Source organism: Chitinophagales bacterium, from assembly GCA_020636495.1.
Lineage (GTDB): Bacteria > Bacteroidota > Bacteroidia > Chitinophagales > Chitinophagaceae > UBA5543.
In genome coordinates, this window is the sequence record JACJXQ010000009.1 from 71,450 (window position 1) to 88,345 (window position 16,896).

The 16,896-nt window shown below is 43.7% G+C and carries 16 protein-coding genes; 7 read left to right on the forward strand and 9 right to left on the reverse strand.

The genetic code is table 11. The annotated features are described in order from the left end of the window. Positions 1-14: 14 nt before the first annotated feature. Positions 15-1,613 carry a bacillithiol biosynthesis cysteine-adding enzyme BshC gene (gene bshC, locus H6550_15155; GenBank protein MCB9047470.1) on the reverse strand — a complete coding sequence of 533 codons (1,599 nt, stop codon included), beginning with the start codon at positions 1,611-1,613 and terminating at the stop codon, positions 15-17. 419 nt (positions 1,614-2,032) lie between these two features. On the opposite strand from bshC, the gene radC reads away from it, so the two are divergent. Genes radC through H6550_15175 form a run of 4 tightly spaced genes read left to right on the forward strand, consistent with a single transcriptional unit; the run spans position 2,033 to position 6,119 of the window. Then, entirely contained in the window at positions 2,033-2,722 is a 690-nt protein-coding gene (gene radC, locus H6550_15160; GenBank protein ID MCB9047471.1) for a DNA repair protein RadC, read from the forward strand. A 51-nt stretch (positions 2,723-2,773) separates the two neighbouring features. Next, entirely contained in the window at positions 2,774-3,760 is a 987-nt protein-coding gene (locus H6550_15165) for a Gfo/Idh/MocA family oxidoreductase (protein ID MCB9047472.1), read from the forward strand. 59 nt (positions 3,761-3,819) lie between these two features. Beyond that, positions 3,820-4,686, forward strand: coding sequence for a hypothetical protein (locus H6550_15170; protein ID MCB9047473.1), 867 nt, complete (start codon positions 3,820-3,822; stop codon positions 4,684-4,686). 8 nt (positions 4,687-4,694) lie between these two features. After that, on the forward strand, positions 4,695-6,119 hold the full coding sequence (locus H6550_15175) for a sugar transferase (GenBank protein MCB9047474.1): 1,425 nt from the start codon (positions 4,695-4,697) through the stop codon (positions 6,117-6,119). Between the two features lie 52 nt (positions 6,120-6,171). On the opposite strand, the gene H6550_15180 is transcribed toward H6550_15175, so the two are convergent. The 6 genes from H6550_15180 to H6550_15205 form a co-directional block, all read right to left on the reverse strand. Further along, positions 6,172-7,617: a hypothetical protein gene (locus H6550_15180; GenBank protein ID MCB9047475.1), complete on the reverse strand. Its 1,446-nt coding sequence runs from the start codon at positions 7,615-7,617 to the stop codon at positions 6,172-6,174. A 172-nt stretch (positions 7,618-7,789) separates the two neighbouring features. Further along, a complete protein-coding gene (locus H6550_15185; protein MCB9047476.1) occupies positions 7,790-9,127 on the reverse strand; it encodes a bifunctional folylpolyglutamate synthase/dihydrofolate synthase in 1,338 nt (445 codons plus the stop codon). Between the two features lie 19 nt (positions 9,128-9,146). Next, positions 9,147-9,986, reverse strand: a complete 840-nt coding sequence (locus H6550_15190; protein ID MCB9047477.1) for a TonB family protein — start codon at positions 9,984-9,986, stop codon at positions 9,147-9,149. Between the two features lie 75 nt (positions 9,987-10,061). Next, positions 10,062-11,378, reverse strand: a complete 1,317-nt coding sequence (locus H6550_15195; GenBank protein MCB9047478.1) for a radical SAM protein — start codon at positions 11,376-11,378, stop codon at positions 10,062-10,064. A gap of 107 nt (positions 11,379-11,485) precedes the next feature. Then, complete coding sequence (locus H6550_15200) at positions 11,486-12,361, reverse strand: HAMP domain-containing histidine kinase (protein MCB9047479.1); 876 nt, start codon at positions 12,359-12,361, stop codon at positions 11,486-11,488. A gap of 68 nt (positions 12,362-12,429) precedes the next feature. Then, a complete protein-coding gene (locus H6550_15205) occupies positions 12,430-13,041 on the reverse strand; it encodes a response regulator transcription factor (protein ID MCB9047480.1) in 612 nt (203 codons plus the stop codon). Positions 13,042-13,243: 202 nt separating this feature from the next. Between H6550_15205 and H6550_15210 the strand changes: the two genes are divergently transcribed. After that, positions 13,244-13,495 carry a hypothetical protein gene (locus tag H6550_15210; GenBank protein MCB9047481.1) on the forward strand — a complete coding sequence of 84 codons (252 nt, stop codon included), beginning with the start codon at positions 13,244-13,246 and terminating at the stop codon, positions 13,493-13,495. Between the two features lie 18 nt (positions 13,496-13,513). Here H6550_15210 and H6550_15215 read toward each other — a convergent pair whose 3' ends face one another. Further along, complete coding sequence (locus H6550_15215; GenBank protein ID MCB9047482.1) at positions 13,514-14,167, reverse strand: hypothetical protein; 654 nt, start codon at positions 14,165-14,167, stop codon at positions 13,514-13,516. A 105-nt stretch (positions 14,168-14,272) separates the two neighbouring features. Then, positions 14,273-15,676, reverse strand: coding sequence for an FAD-binding protein (locus H6550_15220; GenBank protein ID MCB9047483.1), 1,404 nt, complete (start codon positions 15,674-15,676; stop codon positions 14,273-14,275). 125 nt (positions 15,677-15,801) lie between these two features. Between H6550_15220 and H6550_15225 the strand changes: the two genes are divergently transcribed. Then, positions 15,802-16,134, forward strand: a complete 333-nt coding sequence (locus H6550_15225; protein ID MCB9047484.1) for a PadR family transcriptional regulator — start codon at positions 15,802-15,804, stop codon at positions 16,132-16,134. A 10-nt stretch (positions 16,135-16,144) separates the two neighbouring features. Beyond that, positions 16,145-16,795, forward strand: coding sequence for a PspC domain-containing protein (locus H6550_15230; GenBank protein MCB9047485.1), 651 nt, complete (start codon positions 16,145-16,147; stop codon positions 16,793-16,795). Positions 16,796-16,896: the final 101 nt, after the last annotated feature.

A 16,896-nucleotide genomic window follows, 5' to 3' on the forward strand; every position in this document is an offset into this window, starting at 1 on the left:
ACAGGCTAATACCGTTAAAGAGATATAACAAGAAATTCACTTTTCAGGGGCAGGCATTCTTTCACGACCATATCTATCAACTCAATACCGCATATGGGGTAATATTCAATAAAGTTCTCAACTCGCTCCTGTAAGCCCCCTCCTGGAAATAATATTGTCTTCAGTCGCTCTATCCTACGCAATTCAGTCTCATGATTTCTTTTTTCAGCACGTAGCATCTTCTTCTCCAACACCTGTAACTGTTTCCTGATACGTGCCAACGCCGCATCTGCCGATGCTGACAGTGTAGGATCAAGAGACATGGCTTTTTCTTTCAACTTGCTCAACAAAGTTTCAAATCCTTCCTGTTCATTATCCGTATGCCAGTGCCCGCTACTCTCTTCGTCTATATATTCTTTTGTCAATTGTTCCGTTGACTTGAACAAATCGTTGACCGTATGTCCCGTTTTCTCCAGCAACTCTGCTGCTTTCTTCCCTATCAGCATTATCGACTGGCGTAGCAGTATCACCGGGTAAAACACCCCATAATGAGCGAACAGTTCTTTTAATTGTAACCAATAGGCCACCTCTGCCCCACCACCTATAAAGGCTACATTGGGCAGGATGCTCTCCTGCAAAATACCCCGTAATATTACATTCGGGCTGAAACGTTCGGGATGTGTTTTCAGTTCGTCCAGCATTTCATCTTTCGTCCACGAAATGTCTGTATTCAACACAACCCACTTATCCCCAGCTTTCTCAATTCTTTCTCTCAGTCCATCTGCCAGGTAAAAGATATTGATATCCCTCGGGTATGCCTGTGATTTATATTGTTCGGCCAGCAACCCGGCTTGTTTGGTTACTATGGGGTTAGCCGTATGGTTCAGCAAATCGTCTTCCAATACAGCTAATATCTCTTTCTTAAAGGCTGCCTCATCAGGATCCAGCACCAGCAAACCGTACTGCCCGAATAGTTCATTTACCAGGTACTTGGTAGCCTTTCCTATTGTATCATGTTTAAGATAGGCCTCAGTCAACATTTTTTTAAGCCTGTCAGCGTTCGGCCCCGGAGGACCCAGCACCCTAAACAGTTTATCCAGCAATGGCTTCAGACTCTGGGTGTCCATTCTGCCCACAGCACCAGCCTGTCCGTCCGCATCCCATACATACTTTTCACCTCCATAGCGGAAGGTACCCAGCTCATCCAGGTCGTTGTCCTCGCTACCCATATAGTAAACAGGCACGAAGTGTTTGCCGGGGTATTGAGCATTAAGATGTTGAGCCAGTTGTATGGCATGTGCTATTTTATAAATAAAGTACAAGTAGCCTGTCAGCAGGTTGGGCTGGTGTGCGGTACATATGGTAAATGTATTTTCATCCCCTAACCGTTTGATATTCTCAGCTACAGCTTCCGTTTGCACAAGGTTGCTGTATTGCATTGTCAGTGTTTCAACCAGCACTTTCCTGTTTACGGGAAATTTTGCCCTGTCATGTATGGCCGCCTCTATTCCTGCTTCGTCAGGAGTGTATTTATAAAACGGGGATAACGCCTGGTTCTTGTCCAGGTAATCCGTCACCAACGACGAGAATGCACCTGTTTCTTTATACGGTATGTATGTACACTTATACTCCAAAGGGAACTATAATTTGACGCTAAGTTAAAGGTACATAATGATACTTGCCCCTATACTCCTATAAACAATGGCGATTGTTTAACATTTAATGGCAGATGAACTGTATTACGAACCCTTATTGTCGAAACTATGAAATAAAATAAATTTCAAATAAACAATAATTTAACGTATATTTACTTATCGATAAAGTGATTTATCAACACAGTTCTTTGACATGAAAACATAAGCTGAGGTTACGTATCACTCATTATACATTAAAACAAGGCACATATAAATTAAACAACGTAGTACCCCCGTCAAAAACAATAAAAAACGATACAAAATGATACAAAACGGACTGTTTTTGACAATGCACATTCGGCATAAACAATAACATTAATATATAACTATATTCAACCAAACAAGGCTATATTTGATACGTGACCATAACCAACAGCATAAAGAACTGGGCGGAAGATGAGCGCCCCCGTGAAAAACTACTGCATAAGGGTGCACCCGTACTTTCAGACGCAGAACTGCTGGCCATACTCATATCCAGCGGCACAAAGGAACGGTCTGCACTGGACCTGGCCAGGGACATTCTGAAACTGGCAGATAATGACCTGCATACACTGGGCAGGCTCAGCGTGCAGGAACTGCAACAGACCAAAGGCATTGGCGAGGCAAGGGCCATAACCATAGCCGCCGCACTGGAGCTGGGGCGCAGGCGGCAACTATCCGCCGGGCTGTCACGGCAGTCTATTACTCAGAGCAAAGACGCGGCAGAAATATTCATACCGCTTATGCGCGACCTGGGACACGAGGTGTTCTATGTATTGTACCTGAGCCAGTCGGGCGGCGTGATACGTTGCGAGAACATCGGCAAAGGCGGACTGACAGGAACCGTAGCCGATATCCGCATCATATTAAAGAACGCCTTGCTATATAGTGCAGCCAGGCTGATAGTCAGTCATAATCACCCATCCGGCAACCTGAAACCTAGCAAAGAAGACATCGCCATGACAACAAAGCTGAAAGAAGCTGCTACCTTGATGGATATAAAGCTGCTGGACCATATAATAGTTGGTAATAATAACTATTGCAGCATGGCCGATGAGGGGATTATTTAGTGGCTGATTATTTGCTATCTTGCGGCGACAAAAGCTAATTACAAGGGATCAATGTTAAAAATAGGTGTTTTTGGTGCCGGCCACCTGGGCAGGATACATATCCAGCAGTGGAAAGAAGTACCCGGTATAGAGTTGACGGGCTTTTTCGACCCTGATGATGCTAAGGCTGATGCTGTGAGCAAAGAGTTCGGGGTACAACGCTACACGAGTATCGACGAACTTATAGAGGCATGTAGTGCGCTGGACATTGTCTCTACTACCGTCACCCACTATGAGATAGCCCAAAAATGCCTGCTGGCAGGTAAGCATATCTTTATAGAAAAGCCATTGGCACAGTCTATTGAAGAAGCGCAAAAACTGGTGCAACTGGTAAAGGAAGCTAATGTAAAATGCCAGGTAGGACACGTAGAACGTTATAACCCTGCGTACCTCGCATTAGAAGAGCAGGGGCTGCAACCCATGTTTATTGAAGCGCACAGGCTGGCACAATTCAACCCTCGCGGCACTGACGTATCTGTGATACTGGACCTGATGATACATGACATAGACATCGTGATGCACCTGGTCAAATCGCCCGTAAGACGCATTTCGGCAAGTGGTGTATCAGTTGTCAGTGAGTCTGCAGATATAGCCAATGCACGCATCGAGTTTGACAACGGCTGTGTGGCCAACCTGACATCCAGCCGCATATCGATAAAAAAGATGCGTAAGATGAGGTTGTTCCAGCGTGACGCATATATCGGCATTGACTTCCTGGAAAAGAAGACAGAAGTAATACGACTGAAAACCGAAGATATGGCTAAGGGGGCTTTCGACTTCCCGATAGAAGTACCGGGTGGCGAACAAAAGACCATATCTATACAAATGCCTGAGATACAACCCGTAAACGCTATAAGAATGGAGTTGGAAGAATTCTCAAAAGCCATTCTGGAAGATAAACCAGTCAGGGTATCTGTATATGATGGGTACCAGGCCATGGATGTAGCTCACCAGATACTTAAAAAAATGAGCATCCACAATGAACTACATAACGTTTAACACAATAATAGAAGCGTAAAAGGCGTTTTAAACGCAGGTGATCTAGAATTATTGCACAGATGAGACTTAAAAATTTGTTGTTTTTGGTGCCGGTGATATTATCTGTAACAGGATGCAATATCATCAACCCGGCAGAACCTGTACCCACCTATATCAAGATAGATTCATTTCATTTTGTGTCCAATAACCCTGTTAAGGAAGGTCCGATATCGCAGGGCATTACTAATGTATGGATATATTACAATAACTCCCCCGTAGGCGCATTTGACCTGCCTTGTAATGTACCGGTGATAACAGATGGTGAGAAAGGACAGATATCTGTCGCCCCGGGTATAAAGCTTAACGGATTGGTTGCACTACAGCCGCAGTATCCATTCTACCGTTTTGACACCACTACCTTGATAACCAATCCCGGCAACGTACAGGAATTTATTCCGACAACCTCTTATATTGATGCCGCAAAGTTCCCGTATAAAGAAGATTTTGAAGTAGGTAACTCATTCCAGGCCTTTATACCTGAAGCTACTGACGATACCTCTATCTTCAGAACAACTGACCCCGATAACGTTCTTACCGGAGGTGGGGCGGGTATGATATACCTTACATCGGAACATGCTTATTCACAAAACATCAGCAACACGGGTTTTGATATACCACAAGGAGAAGCCTACATTGAGATCAACTACAAAGGAAATATATCTTTTGAAGTAGGGTTGTACAACACATTGACCAATGGTGTTGATGCTTACGATTCAATTTTTGGCGTAAATGCAAGTGACACCTGGAAAAAGATATATATCGAGCTGGCATCTTATACTGGTGCAAATAAAGGAACCAACTATAAAGTGATGATCATGACATCACTAAAAGAAGGGCAGACATCCGGCCACCTGGCTATTGACAATATTAAAGTGGTAACCTTCTGATATAAACAATGAACCTGTCAAAAACCAAAATAGCTGCTATCAGGAAGCTGGTGATATCCGACTATATCGCTGCGCTGGTTGCCTGGTTGTTATTTTGGGGCTACAGGCACTATTTGCTGGAACAAATAGACTTCTGGAATTCATGGAAAATATTCGGTGCCAGGGACTACCTGATGACCATCGTGATCATACCTGGCGGATGGCTGGTACTCTATATGCTGGCTGGTACTTATTTCGACCTGTATCGCAAGTCAAGGCTCGACGAAGTGAACCGTACACTCATCTCTTGCATACTCGGTAGCATATTGGTTTCCCTATTCATTTTTGCCAATGATGCCGAAGACTATTCCTACTTCATACGCACTACCGGAAGATACCTGTTCATTCATACGGCAGCTACTTTATTCAGCCGGCTTTTGTTGCTGAACCATGTAAAGAACAACCTGATAGAAGGTAAAGTAGGGTTCAATACTCTTATCATCGGCGGTAACCAGAAGGCCATTGATATATACAAAAAAGTTAGCGGCAGCACCAAAGTACTAGGCAACATTTTTAAGGGTTTTATTTATAGCACAAAAGAGAATGGTAACGGCATGAGTCGGCACTTACCACAACTGGGACACCTATCGGAACTGGAACAAATAATAGACGAGCACGAAATAGAAGAGGTGATAGTAGCTGTAGACACATCAGAACACCACCTGCTGGAGAATATCATTACCCGTCTCAGCTATCGACCTGTTGTGGTGAAGATTCAGCCTGACCTATACGATATCATATCAGGCTCTGTAAAAACGAGCAATGTATACGATGCCGTACTGATACATATATACCCCGACCTGATGCCCCACTGGCAGCGAGTATGCAAGCGTGCCTTCGACATATTCGCTTCTGCTATGGCACTGACCATTTTATCTCCTGTACTCTTGTTTGCAGCTATCAGGGTAAAGCTATCGTCAGCAGGGCCTATCATCTACAAACAACAGCGCATAGGGCTGTTTGGAGAACCCTTTTACATCTACAAGTTCCGCTCTATGTATACCGACGCAGAGCAGCACGGGCCCGCCCTTTCCAGCACAGATGATAAGCGCATTACCCCCTGGGGCAAGTTCATGCGCAAATGGCGCATAGACGAGCTGCCACAATTCCTGAACATACTCAAGGGCGAAATGTCGCTGGTAGGCCCCAGGCCCGAAAGACAATACTTTATCAATAAGATCATAGAGACACACCCTCACTACAAATACCTTCATAAGGTAAAACCGGGACTCACATCGTGGGGTATGGTACAATTCGGCTATGCTGAGAATGTAGACGAGATGGTAGACCGTATGAAATACGATCTGCTGTATATAGAGAACTGCAGCCTGATGCTGGATGTAAAGATCATGGCCTATACGCTTATTGTACTCTTCCAGGGCAGGGGCAAGTAAAAAAGGAGAGCCTGCGCCCTCCTTTTTTGTATTTATTATCAGCCCCATATTATTATTTCCTCAGGCGCTTGAGTATCAAATCCTCCTGTGCTGCTTTCAATGCCTCCACTTTGTCTACAGATTTGCCTTTGTTATTCTCTAAATGATCCTGGAACACATGGCTCAGGTAGAGCGGTGATGTACTGTCACTACTGTTGAACGATACACCTGTATGACAAGAGAAACAGTTGGCCAGGTTTGATGCTTTAATGGTGCTGATGCTGGTCTGGAAGGTCTGCATAAAGCTCTCCATTGTCACATTAGCACAATTGACACTACCACGTGCAGAACTGCCGGGTGTAGCAGCACCTATGTTGTAGCCCAGGCTTTTTATCAAAGCTGCCTGTTGTTCAGGTGTAGTACCGTCCATGTTCAGCCATAAGGCCCCATTGTAAAAGTAGTTCTCCCACACATCATCCAGTTTGCCCTGTACACATACGTTTATACCCTGTGTATTGTTATAATTGACAGGCTCCTGCTGCGAGGTAGACATGAAACCTCCACCAGCATCGCGAGGTACGCCATACTCAAACAGGTCGAATACCTGGTATGGTGTCATACCCAGTTTGGTGGTCTTGTCGTAGCGAATACCATCAATACCTGACACACTTCCTTTTTTGAACAGGAGCATATCTTCCGTTGCACTCGCTGAATTGGCAACCCAGTCGTAATCAGGTGCCAGGTCGTTATGCTCGAAAGTGGCCCATATAAACTCGGGATGGTTCTCAACCACACCCACGACATGCATACCTATCAGCGCTACTTCAGTGTTCTTATATGTATTACCACCATCAGCAGAAAGAGATGCGGTTGTAGTGTAATAGTTGATCTGTTTGTCGGCGGGTATTGCTGATACAGGCACCCAGGCTACTTTCAGTTCAAAAGAACCTACAGGGTAGGTAGATGAATTATCTGCAGGCAACTTACCACTGATGATCTCCTGCGCGAAAGCTACACCGCTTTTGTACATTATATCATTCATGTGTATAGAATAATACACCGTTTCGCTGGTACCACCATAATCAGCATTGGTCTGCAAAATAGGGCTACCACTACCTGCCTGTTTAGTATCCTGCAACACCACCATTGTACCTGCCGGTATGGTTATAGGCGACATGTAGGTGGTTATCTCCTGAATATCGGAAGAAGTAAGGAACAATGGATTACCATTTGCATCCGGTTTGGTCAGCCACAGAAACTTATTGTAAGCCCACTGGTGGAATATCTGGTTCGTGGTGCTCTGGGCATCAAAAGGACTTCCTTTTCCTTCGGCAGGGGGCGGTGTTTGCGTGTGTGGGAACCAGCTTGGTGTTACAATACACAGATCGTCAGGATTGGTAGTAGTATCCGCGTTTGCGGCATAGTCGTCAGTCTTTTCGTCTGATTTTTTTTCGTCTGAGCAACGAGTGAGCAGCATAGCAGTAGCTGCTATTGTGCATAGCAAGAGCGTCTTTTTCATAAGAGATAGTTTTAATGAAACAATGTTTTACATGTGATGATAATCTATATCAATGCAAACTTACACATTTAGAACAGGAAATCATATAGTTAATAATAAAATTATTTAACCACATACGCTACTATTGGTTTGTCGAGTACATCGACCAAAGAGAGGATATCTTAATAATAGTCTACACTAAAGAGGTAGGGAAGAGCTTACCATTGTTCACGTTCAAGTACTGAATAGCTTCGCCTACAACGAATACACTGCCTGTTATCAGCAGGGCATCGTTCTTGGCCAGTGCTTCGCGTGCTGCTTTTACAGCATCTGCTACCGATACATACATATTCCCTTCCAGCCCTGCTACTTTTGCAGCTGACTGTAGTTGGCTGGCAGGCATGGCACGCGGTATATCCGCATTGCAGAAGTAGTAGATATTGTCTTTGGGATACAGTGCCAGTGCGGCGGCTACATCTTTATCTTTTACAAAACCGGTAACGATATGTTTCTTACCTGCAGTGATGTTGTTCCATTGTTTCATTGCACCGGTAAGCCCTGCAGGGTTATGTGCCACATCGGCAATAATGAGCGGCTCCTGCTGAAGCACGTCCCAACGGCCGCGCAGGCCTGTTAGTTTTTTCACTTTAGACAAGGCAGCAAATGTTACGTCCAGCGGCAGCTCTGCCATACCTGACGACACGAGCACATCTCGCACGGCAAGCACAGTTTTTATATTAGCCGCCTGGTAGTCGCCCAGCAGGTCAGTAGTAATATCATGCATCTCCCTGCGGCCGCGGTGTATGGCTTTGAACACCTGATATTGCAGGTCGTTTTTCGTGCGTACCATATCCCACATACTTTCGGCGTGATACACTACACTTTGTTTGTGTACCGAATTCTCGAAAAACACTCCTTCTGTTTCGGGGTGCTGCTCTCCTATAACCACAGGTACACCTTGTTTGATGATACCCGCTTTTTCAGTAGCTATCTCCGGCAATGTCTGCCCGAGAAATTCCATATGATCGAACCCGATATTGGTAATAACAGACACCAGCGGTGTGACAACATTGGTACTGTCCAGCCTGCCACCCATGCCTGTTTCTATTATAGCTATATCTACTTCCTGTTCGGCAAAAGCGGCAAAGGCCATAGCCACCGTTATCTCGAAGAATGAAGGTTCTATCTCTTCTATTTGCTGCTTGTAGCGTTCAACAAAATCTATCACCCACTGTTTGCTCACCGGCAGTCCGTCTATGCGTATACGTTCCCTGAAATCGATAAGATGGGGAGAAGTGTACAGGCCTGTTTTATAACCCGCCTCCTGGAATACTGCCGCCAGCATATGTGTAACGCTGCCCTTACCATTGGTACCTGCTACGTGTATAGACTTGAATTTGTCCTGTGGATTGCCCAGCATCCCGCACAGGCGTATGGTATTAGTGAGGTCTTTCTTAAAAGCCGCCGCACCTATGCGCGTGAACATGGGCAACTGCTCATATAAATAATTGACTGTTTGCTGATACGTAATTTGCTCTTGCATAGAGAACCTATGAACGGGTTTTGAATACAAAGGTAATATTCCCGAACTGTTCTTCAGGGGCTGTATCACTTTTATTGAAGCGGATGCTGCTTATCTTCTTTAATGCTATTTCCCTGAGTTGCGAGTTGGACGACGATACTATGCGCCTGTCAGTAATAATTCCTTGCCTGTTGACTGTAATACGCACTGTCACCTGTCCCCCTTCCTTAAATTCAGCATCACGTGGAGGGAAGGCTACTATATTACGCCCACTTATGTCGTGGCTAATGCCACTACCTCCGCCGGGAGTGCCTTCATAGTTAGTAGCACCGGGCGTACCACCAGGTACACCTCGATCGCTGTTGCCTGTCGTATTGCCTTCGCTGCCACCTTTGGCATCGGTCGTTGCACCATTGCCACCTGTGCCTGTCGCGCCTCCATATACATAGCGTGCTTTGGGGGCAGGAGTTGTATTATTGTTGGCCGGGCGATCGTTTTTCTTTGCCCTGGTTGTATTGGGTTTGCCTTTTGTATCTGCAGTCTTGTTTGTCTTTACAGTATTTACTTCGGGAGATTCAGGATCATTACTTTCCACCATTTCTGCCGGCAGATCAGCCTGTGATGCCGCGGCTACTGTAGCACTGGCCTCATTATCAGGTGCCGGCTCTTCAGGAGCCATAGGCTGCTCCGTTCCATAGCCATCTGCAGCCGTACCCAGGTTCACTTCAATGCCCATATCACCCGGGCTCTCCATTTCGGGCACCTTATAAGTTATAAAAAAGAAGAGGAGCAATAACAGTATATGCGCACCTACCGTCCATGCAGCGGCTCTTACATCTATTGTTTGTTCCTGTTGTACGGTACTCATCTTGCTTTCAAAAATAAAAAATCAAAATTCAAAAAAGCCTGTCAGCCTTTATACTTTAACTGTTTAACAAAATATTTAGTGTGCGAAGTTTTTGTCATAGTCTGACATTCGCTCTGCCGGAGGGTTGAAATATCCGAATTTGACATTAGGAAACTCTTCGTGTATCAATTCCATCATCTGTTTGATGCCCAGGCACTCACCTGTATCTGTAGCACCTATTTTGCCAAGGTACCAATCAGGGTCAATATTGAAATTGCGCCACTGTATCATACTCAGGTCGGTGTATTTTATCACTTCACGAAGTGCCTCATATTCTGCGACGCTATCTGTCATACCCGGGAATGCAAAATAGTTGATAGATGCCCAGCCACCATATTTACGCACTATCCTAAGGCTTTCTATTATATCTTCCATCTGGTAGTTGTTAGGCAGGTAATAAGGAGTATATACTTCTTTACGTACCGAATTGGTACTTACCCTGATGCTGTTCAGCCCTGCTTGCATCAGCTTTTCTACTGCATCAGGTTTGCTGCCGTTAGTATTGATGTTGATGCTACCCTTCTGTGTGTGCTTACGTATCTCAATGATCGCATCCCTTATAGTTTCCCACATCAGCAGCGGTTCTCCTTCACACCCCTGACCAAAGCTCACTATAGGGTATGGCGCACTTTCAAGGTGCGGAACAGTGTACTCAACTATTTCTTCAGCAGTAGGTTTAAACGACAGCCTGTCCTGCGGTGAGAATATCTCCTCATCCTCGGGCTGGAAAGAGATACAACCTACACAGTTAGCATTACATGCGGGGGATGAAGGTATCGGACATTCCCAACGCCCCATAAAATAGTTGCGTGCTGCCGGGCAGCTGTAGGTCAGTGCGCAATTTTCTGCAATATGCTTCACCAGTCTGTTGTGCGGGTAGGCGGCCATCATTTTACCAACCCCTTCTTTCACCTTTTCATCATCAAAACCGCTATGCTCCTGGCGAATATCATCTTCTATACGTACTGCGGTAACATAAAACTTATCGTCGTACCATCCTGCGGCCGTATAACAATACAAGGGTAATAATTGTGCCTCGGGCAAACTTTCATAAGCCGCCATATACAAGCTGGTATGCGCAGGTGGTACAAAAGCAGCTACCGCCCAGCCTTTGTCGCAAAGGCGCATCTCACCCGTTTTTACATCTATACCTATACCTCGCCTATCAGGCAATTCATAAAGGCTGCCACCATCGGGCATCTCTATCCAGTCATCCTGTTCCAGTGGAATGGCATCCCAACCTGTACGGCCAATGGCATACAGGCTTGTGTCTTCGTAAATATTGCCTTCTCCGTCGCTGTACAACAGGTAAGGGCTTGCAGCAGGATGCTTTATTGCTTGCCTTGCACTCATATAAAAATATTCAGTATCAATGGGCAAAGTTAACCCCATTTAGGGTATTAGTGGCAGATATTAGTATAAACTAAACTGTTTAAAGAGTAGAATAGTATTTACGTACATTATTCCGGCAAAAGGATACTCACTATCGTACCCTTACCTTTCTTGCTTTTTATCAGGAACTTGGCATCTACCAGCTTCAAAAGGTCTTTAATAATAAGATAACCCAAACCATTTCCCTTACGGTTGTTAAGGTTGGCAGACGATACGATAAAATGCTCAGACATGATGTTGCTTATCTGTTCAGTAGTCATACCAACCCCCTCATCGCGCACACGGATAAGGATTCCCTTAGCGCTGTTGCCCCCACTAATGGTAATGTTCCCCTTCTCTGTAAAATTAAGTGCATTGAGAATGATGTTGTATAACACTATACGCAATGGTTCAATATACTGGTGTAATATCAATCCCTTATTGATGTTGTTCACAAACCTGATATTCTTCTGGCGTGCCAGGCCATGAAAAATGCTGAATATCTGGTTTACCATATCATGCAGGTCAAACTCTTCCTTTTTCAACCTGCGGTTCTCATTCTGATATTTTATCCAGTTCAGAATATTAGTAGATAGCAGTTCCAGTTCTTTTGACGAATGGGATATCTCCAGCAGCATTTCATTATAAAGATCTTCAGACAATGTATCTTTATTCTCATACAGGTTCTTGCTGGTCATATGTATGAACTTGAGCGGGCTGATCAGGTCGTGACTGATGATTGAGATAAGCCTTGTCTTTATAAGGTTGTTCTTTTCCAGTTCAATATTCTGCTGTTTAGTCTCGCGCGTTTTGCGCTCTACCAGCATCTTCAGTATCTTTTGTTTGGTGATAATATTCTTTATTGCCAGCCTGGCCACCAAATACAAAAGAATAGATATGATCGGAACAATAAGGAATACAAATAGCCAGTTGCCGGTTAATAACTCCGATTTAATAGTCTGCATTGTTTTGTTCTGTTTGCAATAAATTGTTTCGCAAATAAATATGCCGGCACTCCACGCACCGGCCTTGTTCAGAAGTTTATGTCGTATAGAGATGCCAACTCCATTAGCTGTTTCAGGTTCTCTGTTTCTGTTTTTTCAAATATCCTTTTTTTCAGGGTAGAGACAGTGCTCATACCCAGGTTGAGTGTTTTGGCAATGGCTTTAGTTTGATGCCCGTTCAGCAGGTAGTGTATCACTTCCAGTTCTCTTGGTGATAAAGATGAAAAAGGGTTCTTTTGATTGATCGCATTCATTTCGATCACCGGAGGAGCTTCATTATGCAAGAACTTCTTCAACATCATGATCGTCATCTCTTCGCTTGATGACTTAGACATAAAATAATGTACATCATATTGCCTGAAAGCTTCAGCGTAAACCTCTGCCAACTGCATACTAAAGACCATGACATTGAGCGAAGGATACAGGCGCCTGATGTTGCCTATCACCTCGAGAGCTGTTCCGTCAGAAAAAATAATATCCAGTATCAGGTGACTGCAATCTCTCTTCATCAGTTCCATCATCAGCGCATTGCAGGTTGTTGTCTCCCTGACATCTGTATAACCTAAACTGGCCTGGAGCAACAGTTTCATACCCTTCCGGATCATTGAGTGATCATCGGCAATAATTATGGATGGTTGCATAAAGGTGTAATGGATAATATTTACTTAGCTGACAGTAACATTATCTATCCGTCTATATTATAATTATCTATTTATATTTCTCTCTCTTAATTACCACACAAATTTGTAGAATTAATTTTACATATACAGTAGAATTAATTCTACAAACAAGATATTACAGGGAGACTATCATTGCAGCGGAATTAAAAACCACACCTGCAAGATGACCAGGAACAGATTTACAATAGAGGTAAACGGAGAGACCTTCCATTTTATCAGGGTAAATGAAGAAGGCGACAGATTTTATCTGTATGTACTGCCTAATGACAGCAGTAAGAACGGATTTTTCATGACACAAACAAACGGAGAAGCCTGGCAGATAGCCAACAAAGTACTTGTTATGAAAAGTATTTTGCTGATAGAGCAGGAACTATCTGAACTGGTAGCAGAAAAGCTCGGCCAGAAAACCCCTTGAGATATTCAACTATGTATATCAGAAGCCGATATTTATTCCCAATCTGAAAGCAACAGTATTGCGGTACGGGCTATTCTGATCCTGCAGCACATCATACAGTGCCATAAATACCATAGATGCTCGGTCGCTGATTGGTTGACGTATACCGCCACCGGCTAGCAAGCTGGGCACAGTTAGTGTTGTATTTTTCGTTATTACAGGAGGTGGAGACTTTGTATAGTCGTTTGTATATTCTTTATAGCTTGAAATATTATGCTCGTACTCAACATGAGCAAATATATTATTCCATATTACGTAGCGCATCCACACACTGGGCGAATAGAAATGTGCATTAAGCGGGTGTAATTCCTCCCTCGCAGTAACCGGATCTACAATAACACTGAAATAATTTTTTATATGTAAGTACTGATAACCAAATCCTACTCCTGCCGAAAAATGGTCGGTAATCCTATAACCCAATATTGGTGTGGCACCTATATTGGTTACACCAGATGCAATACCGAATATTCCCCATCCTCCGAATATGATCCTCTGTGGGTCTATCAGCTTATCACTTTTTACATTCGTCTCGCTCCTGTTCAGTGGTTTGCCTGAGCTGCTGTATACATCCTGCGCATAGATAGCTGGTACTAACAGCAGGCCGAATGTCAAAGTCAACAATATTTGTTTCATATTCATCTGTATTGAAGGGCTATAACGAAGTTAACATAAAACGCGTTAAAAGGCTGTAATATTACGCCTTACAGTCACACCAAATTGTAAAACTTTTCACAAATCCTACGGGAATATCTTGCCGGGATTTAATATACCATTGGGGTCAAAAACATCCTTTATCGCCTGCATGAGTAGTATCTGAGCATTACCAAAAGCGATATTCATATAGTTCTTTTGCACAAGGCCAATACCATGTTCACCTGATATCGTACCTCCGAGTTTCACTGTTTCGGCAAATATTTTTTCTATTGCTATTGGTAACTTCTTATTCCAGTCCTCATCAGTCATATCTCCCTTTACAATATTCACGTGTAGGTTACCATCACCGGCATGGCCATAACAAACAGACGTAAAACCATACTCTATTCCTATCGACTTAACCGTTGACAATAACAATGGTAATGCTGCCCTTGGCACTACGGTATCTTCTTCCTTGTAGATAGAATTGGATTTCACAGCTTCCCCCACCTTACGACGTAATGCCCAGAGCATTTGTTTCTGTTCGTGACTTTCTGCAAATAATATCTCACCAGTATCAAAGCTTTCCAGTGTAGCACTTATCTGTTCGGCCTGTTTATATAATACATCCATATCATTACCATCTACTTCTATCAACAGGTGCGCCTGTATATCGTCGGGTAAGGTCATGATAGTATTCTCTGTATATTGTATTGCCCATTGCAAAGCGTCTCGCTCCATAAATTCAAGCGCCGATGGCGTAATACCTGTAAGCATTATTTTATTCACAGCCGTACAAGCTTCAGCCGCAGAACGAAAAGGCACCAACAGTAATAAGTCGTATTGTACTGCGGGTATCAGCCTGAGTACAATTTTCGTAATAACCCCAAGCGTACCTTCGCTCCCCACCAGCAACTGTGTTAGATTGTAGCCTGTAGCATTTTTCAGAACGTTGGCACCTGTCCATATTATTTCACCATTGGGCAAAACGACTTCCAGGTTCAGTACATAATCTTTTACCACACCGTATTTCACAGCTTTGGGGCCACCTGAATTTTCTGCCACATTACCACCAATGAAACAAGAACCTTTGCTGGCAGGATCCGGAGGGTAGAATAATCCATGTTCTTGTACATACTCCTGCAATACCTGTGTAATGCACCCCGGCTCTACTGTTACCTGGAAATTTTGGGTATCCAGGTGCAGTATCCTGTTCATTCTGCGCATATCCAACACTACTCCGCCATATGCAGGCAGTGCTCCACCGCTCAGCCCTGTTCCCGCACCACGGGTAGTCACTGCTATTTTATGCTCGTTGCAATAAGACAATACGCTGCTTATCTCTACCGGACTTACAGGACTGATAACCAATTCAGGCATAAACACAAGGTCTTCTGTCTGGTCCGACGCAGCTATTGTAAGGGTTTCTATGTCATCGAACACGTTCTCCTCTCCTGATACCGACCTGAAATGGCTTACATCTTCAGCAGTAAGTTTCCTGAATTTCATGTAACAAAGTTCTGATTCCTGCGATGAAAGTAAAGAGCTATTTAACAAAATTTTCTTTGTTTTTATAGTACCTTGTTTTGCATAGTACTATATTTTTACTAAGTTTGCATCATAAACAGTAACAGATGAACATAGAAAATACAGAATCGCAGATGAAGAAGGGCTTGCTGGAGCTGTGTATACTAGGTATTATCAGGAAGGAGAAAGAAGCTTACCCGAGTGATATACTGGAGCAGTTGAAGAGCAGCAAGTTGGTAGTATTGGAGGGAACTTTGTACCCATTGCTGACGAGATTGAAGAACGCGGAACTGTTGAGTTACCGTTGGGAGGAATCGCCTTCGGGACCACCAAGAAAATATTACGCGCTAACGGATACAGGAGAGACAGCTTATGAACAACTAAAAACCGCATGGACGGAACTCAGTACATCAGTTAATCATTTAACCACCACTATATAAATAAGTAATTATGCAAAGGATCATACAAATAACCATTGGCGGACGCGTTATCCCGATAGAGGAATTGGCTTATGCCCGTCTGAACGATTACATTACCTTGTTAGAAAGGCAATTTTCCGGAGAGCCGGGTAGAGATGAGATAATACTGGATATAGAAAGCCGTATTGCCGAGCTGTTTGCAATAAGACTGGAAAACGGGGCACAATCTATCGACACATCTGATGTACAGAAAGTGATAGCTACTCTTGGTAATCCCAGCGACTTTAATGAAAACAGTGGTGCCGGAAGTCAGCAAGCAAATTATCAGTACACATCACAATACGAACCTAGCACTAGACGCCTGTACAGAAACCCCAAAGATAAGATGCTTGGAGGTGTATGTAGCGGTATAGCCAACTATTTTGATATAGATACTGTACTGGTAAGGCTTGTATTTGCGATATTGTTCCTGACTATGGGAGTAGGACTACTGGCTTACATTTTAGCATGGATCATTATTCCTGTGGCACGTACGCCACAGGAAATGTACTATATGAAAGGAGCTCCACCCATGGATTTTCAGACTATGAAAAAAAATATGGGGGATGAATTACAGGACTTGAAAAAGAAAGGGGAAGAGATGAGCCAGGAACTGAAAGATTTTTTCAGGAATAAAAAGTAACCAAATGGGTAGCAACCAGATTGTTGTATCCACGCATATCGACCTGCTTCTTCAAGCAGGTTTTTTAATGCCTGTAAATGCGATAAATAAAGCATTTTTCA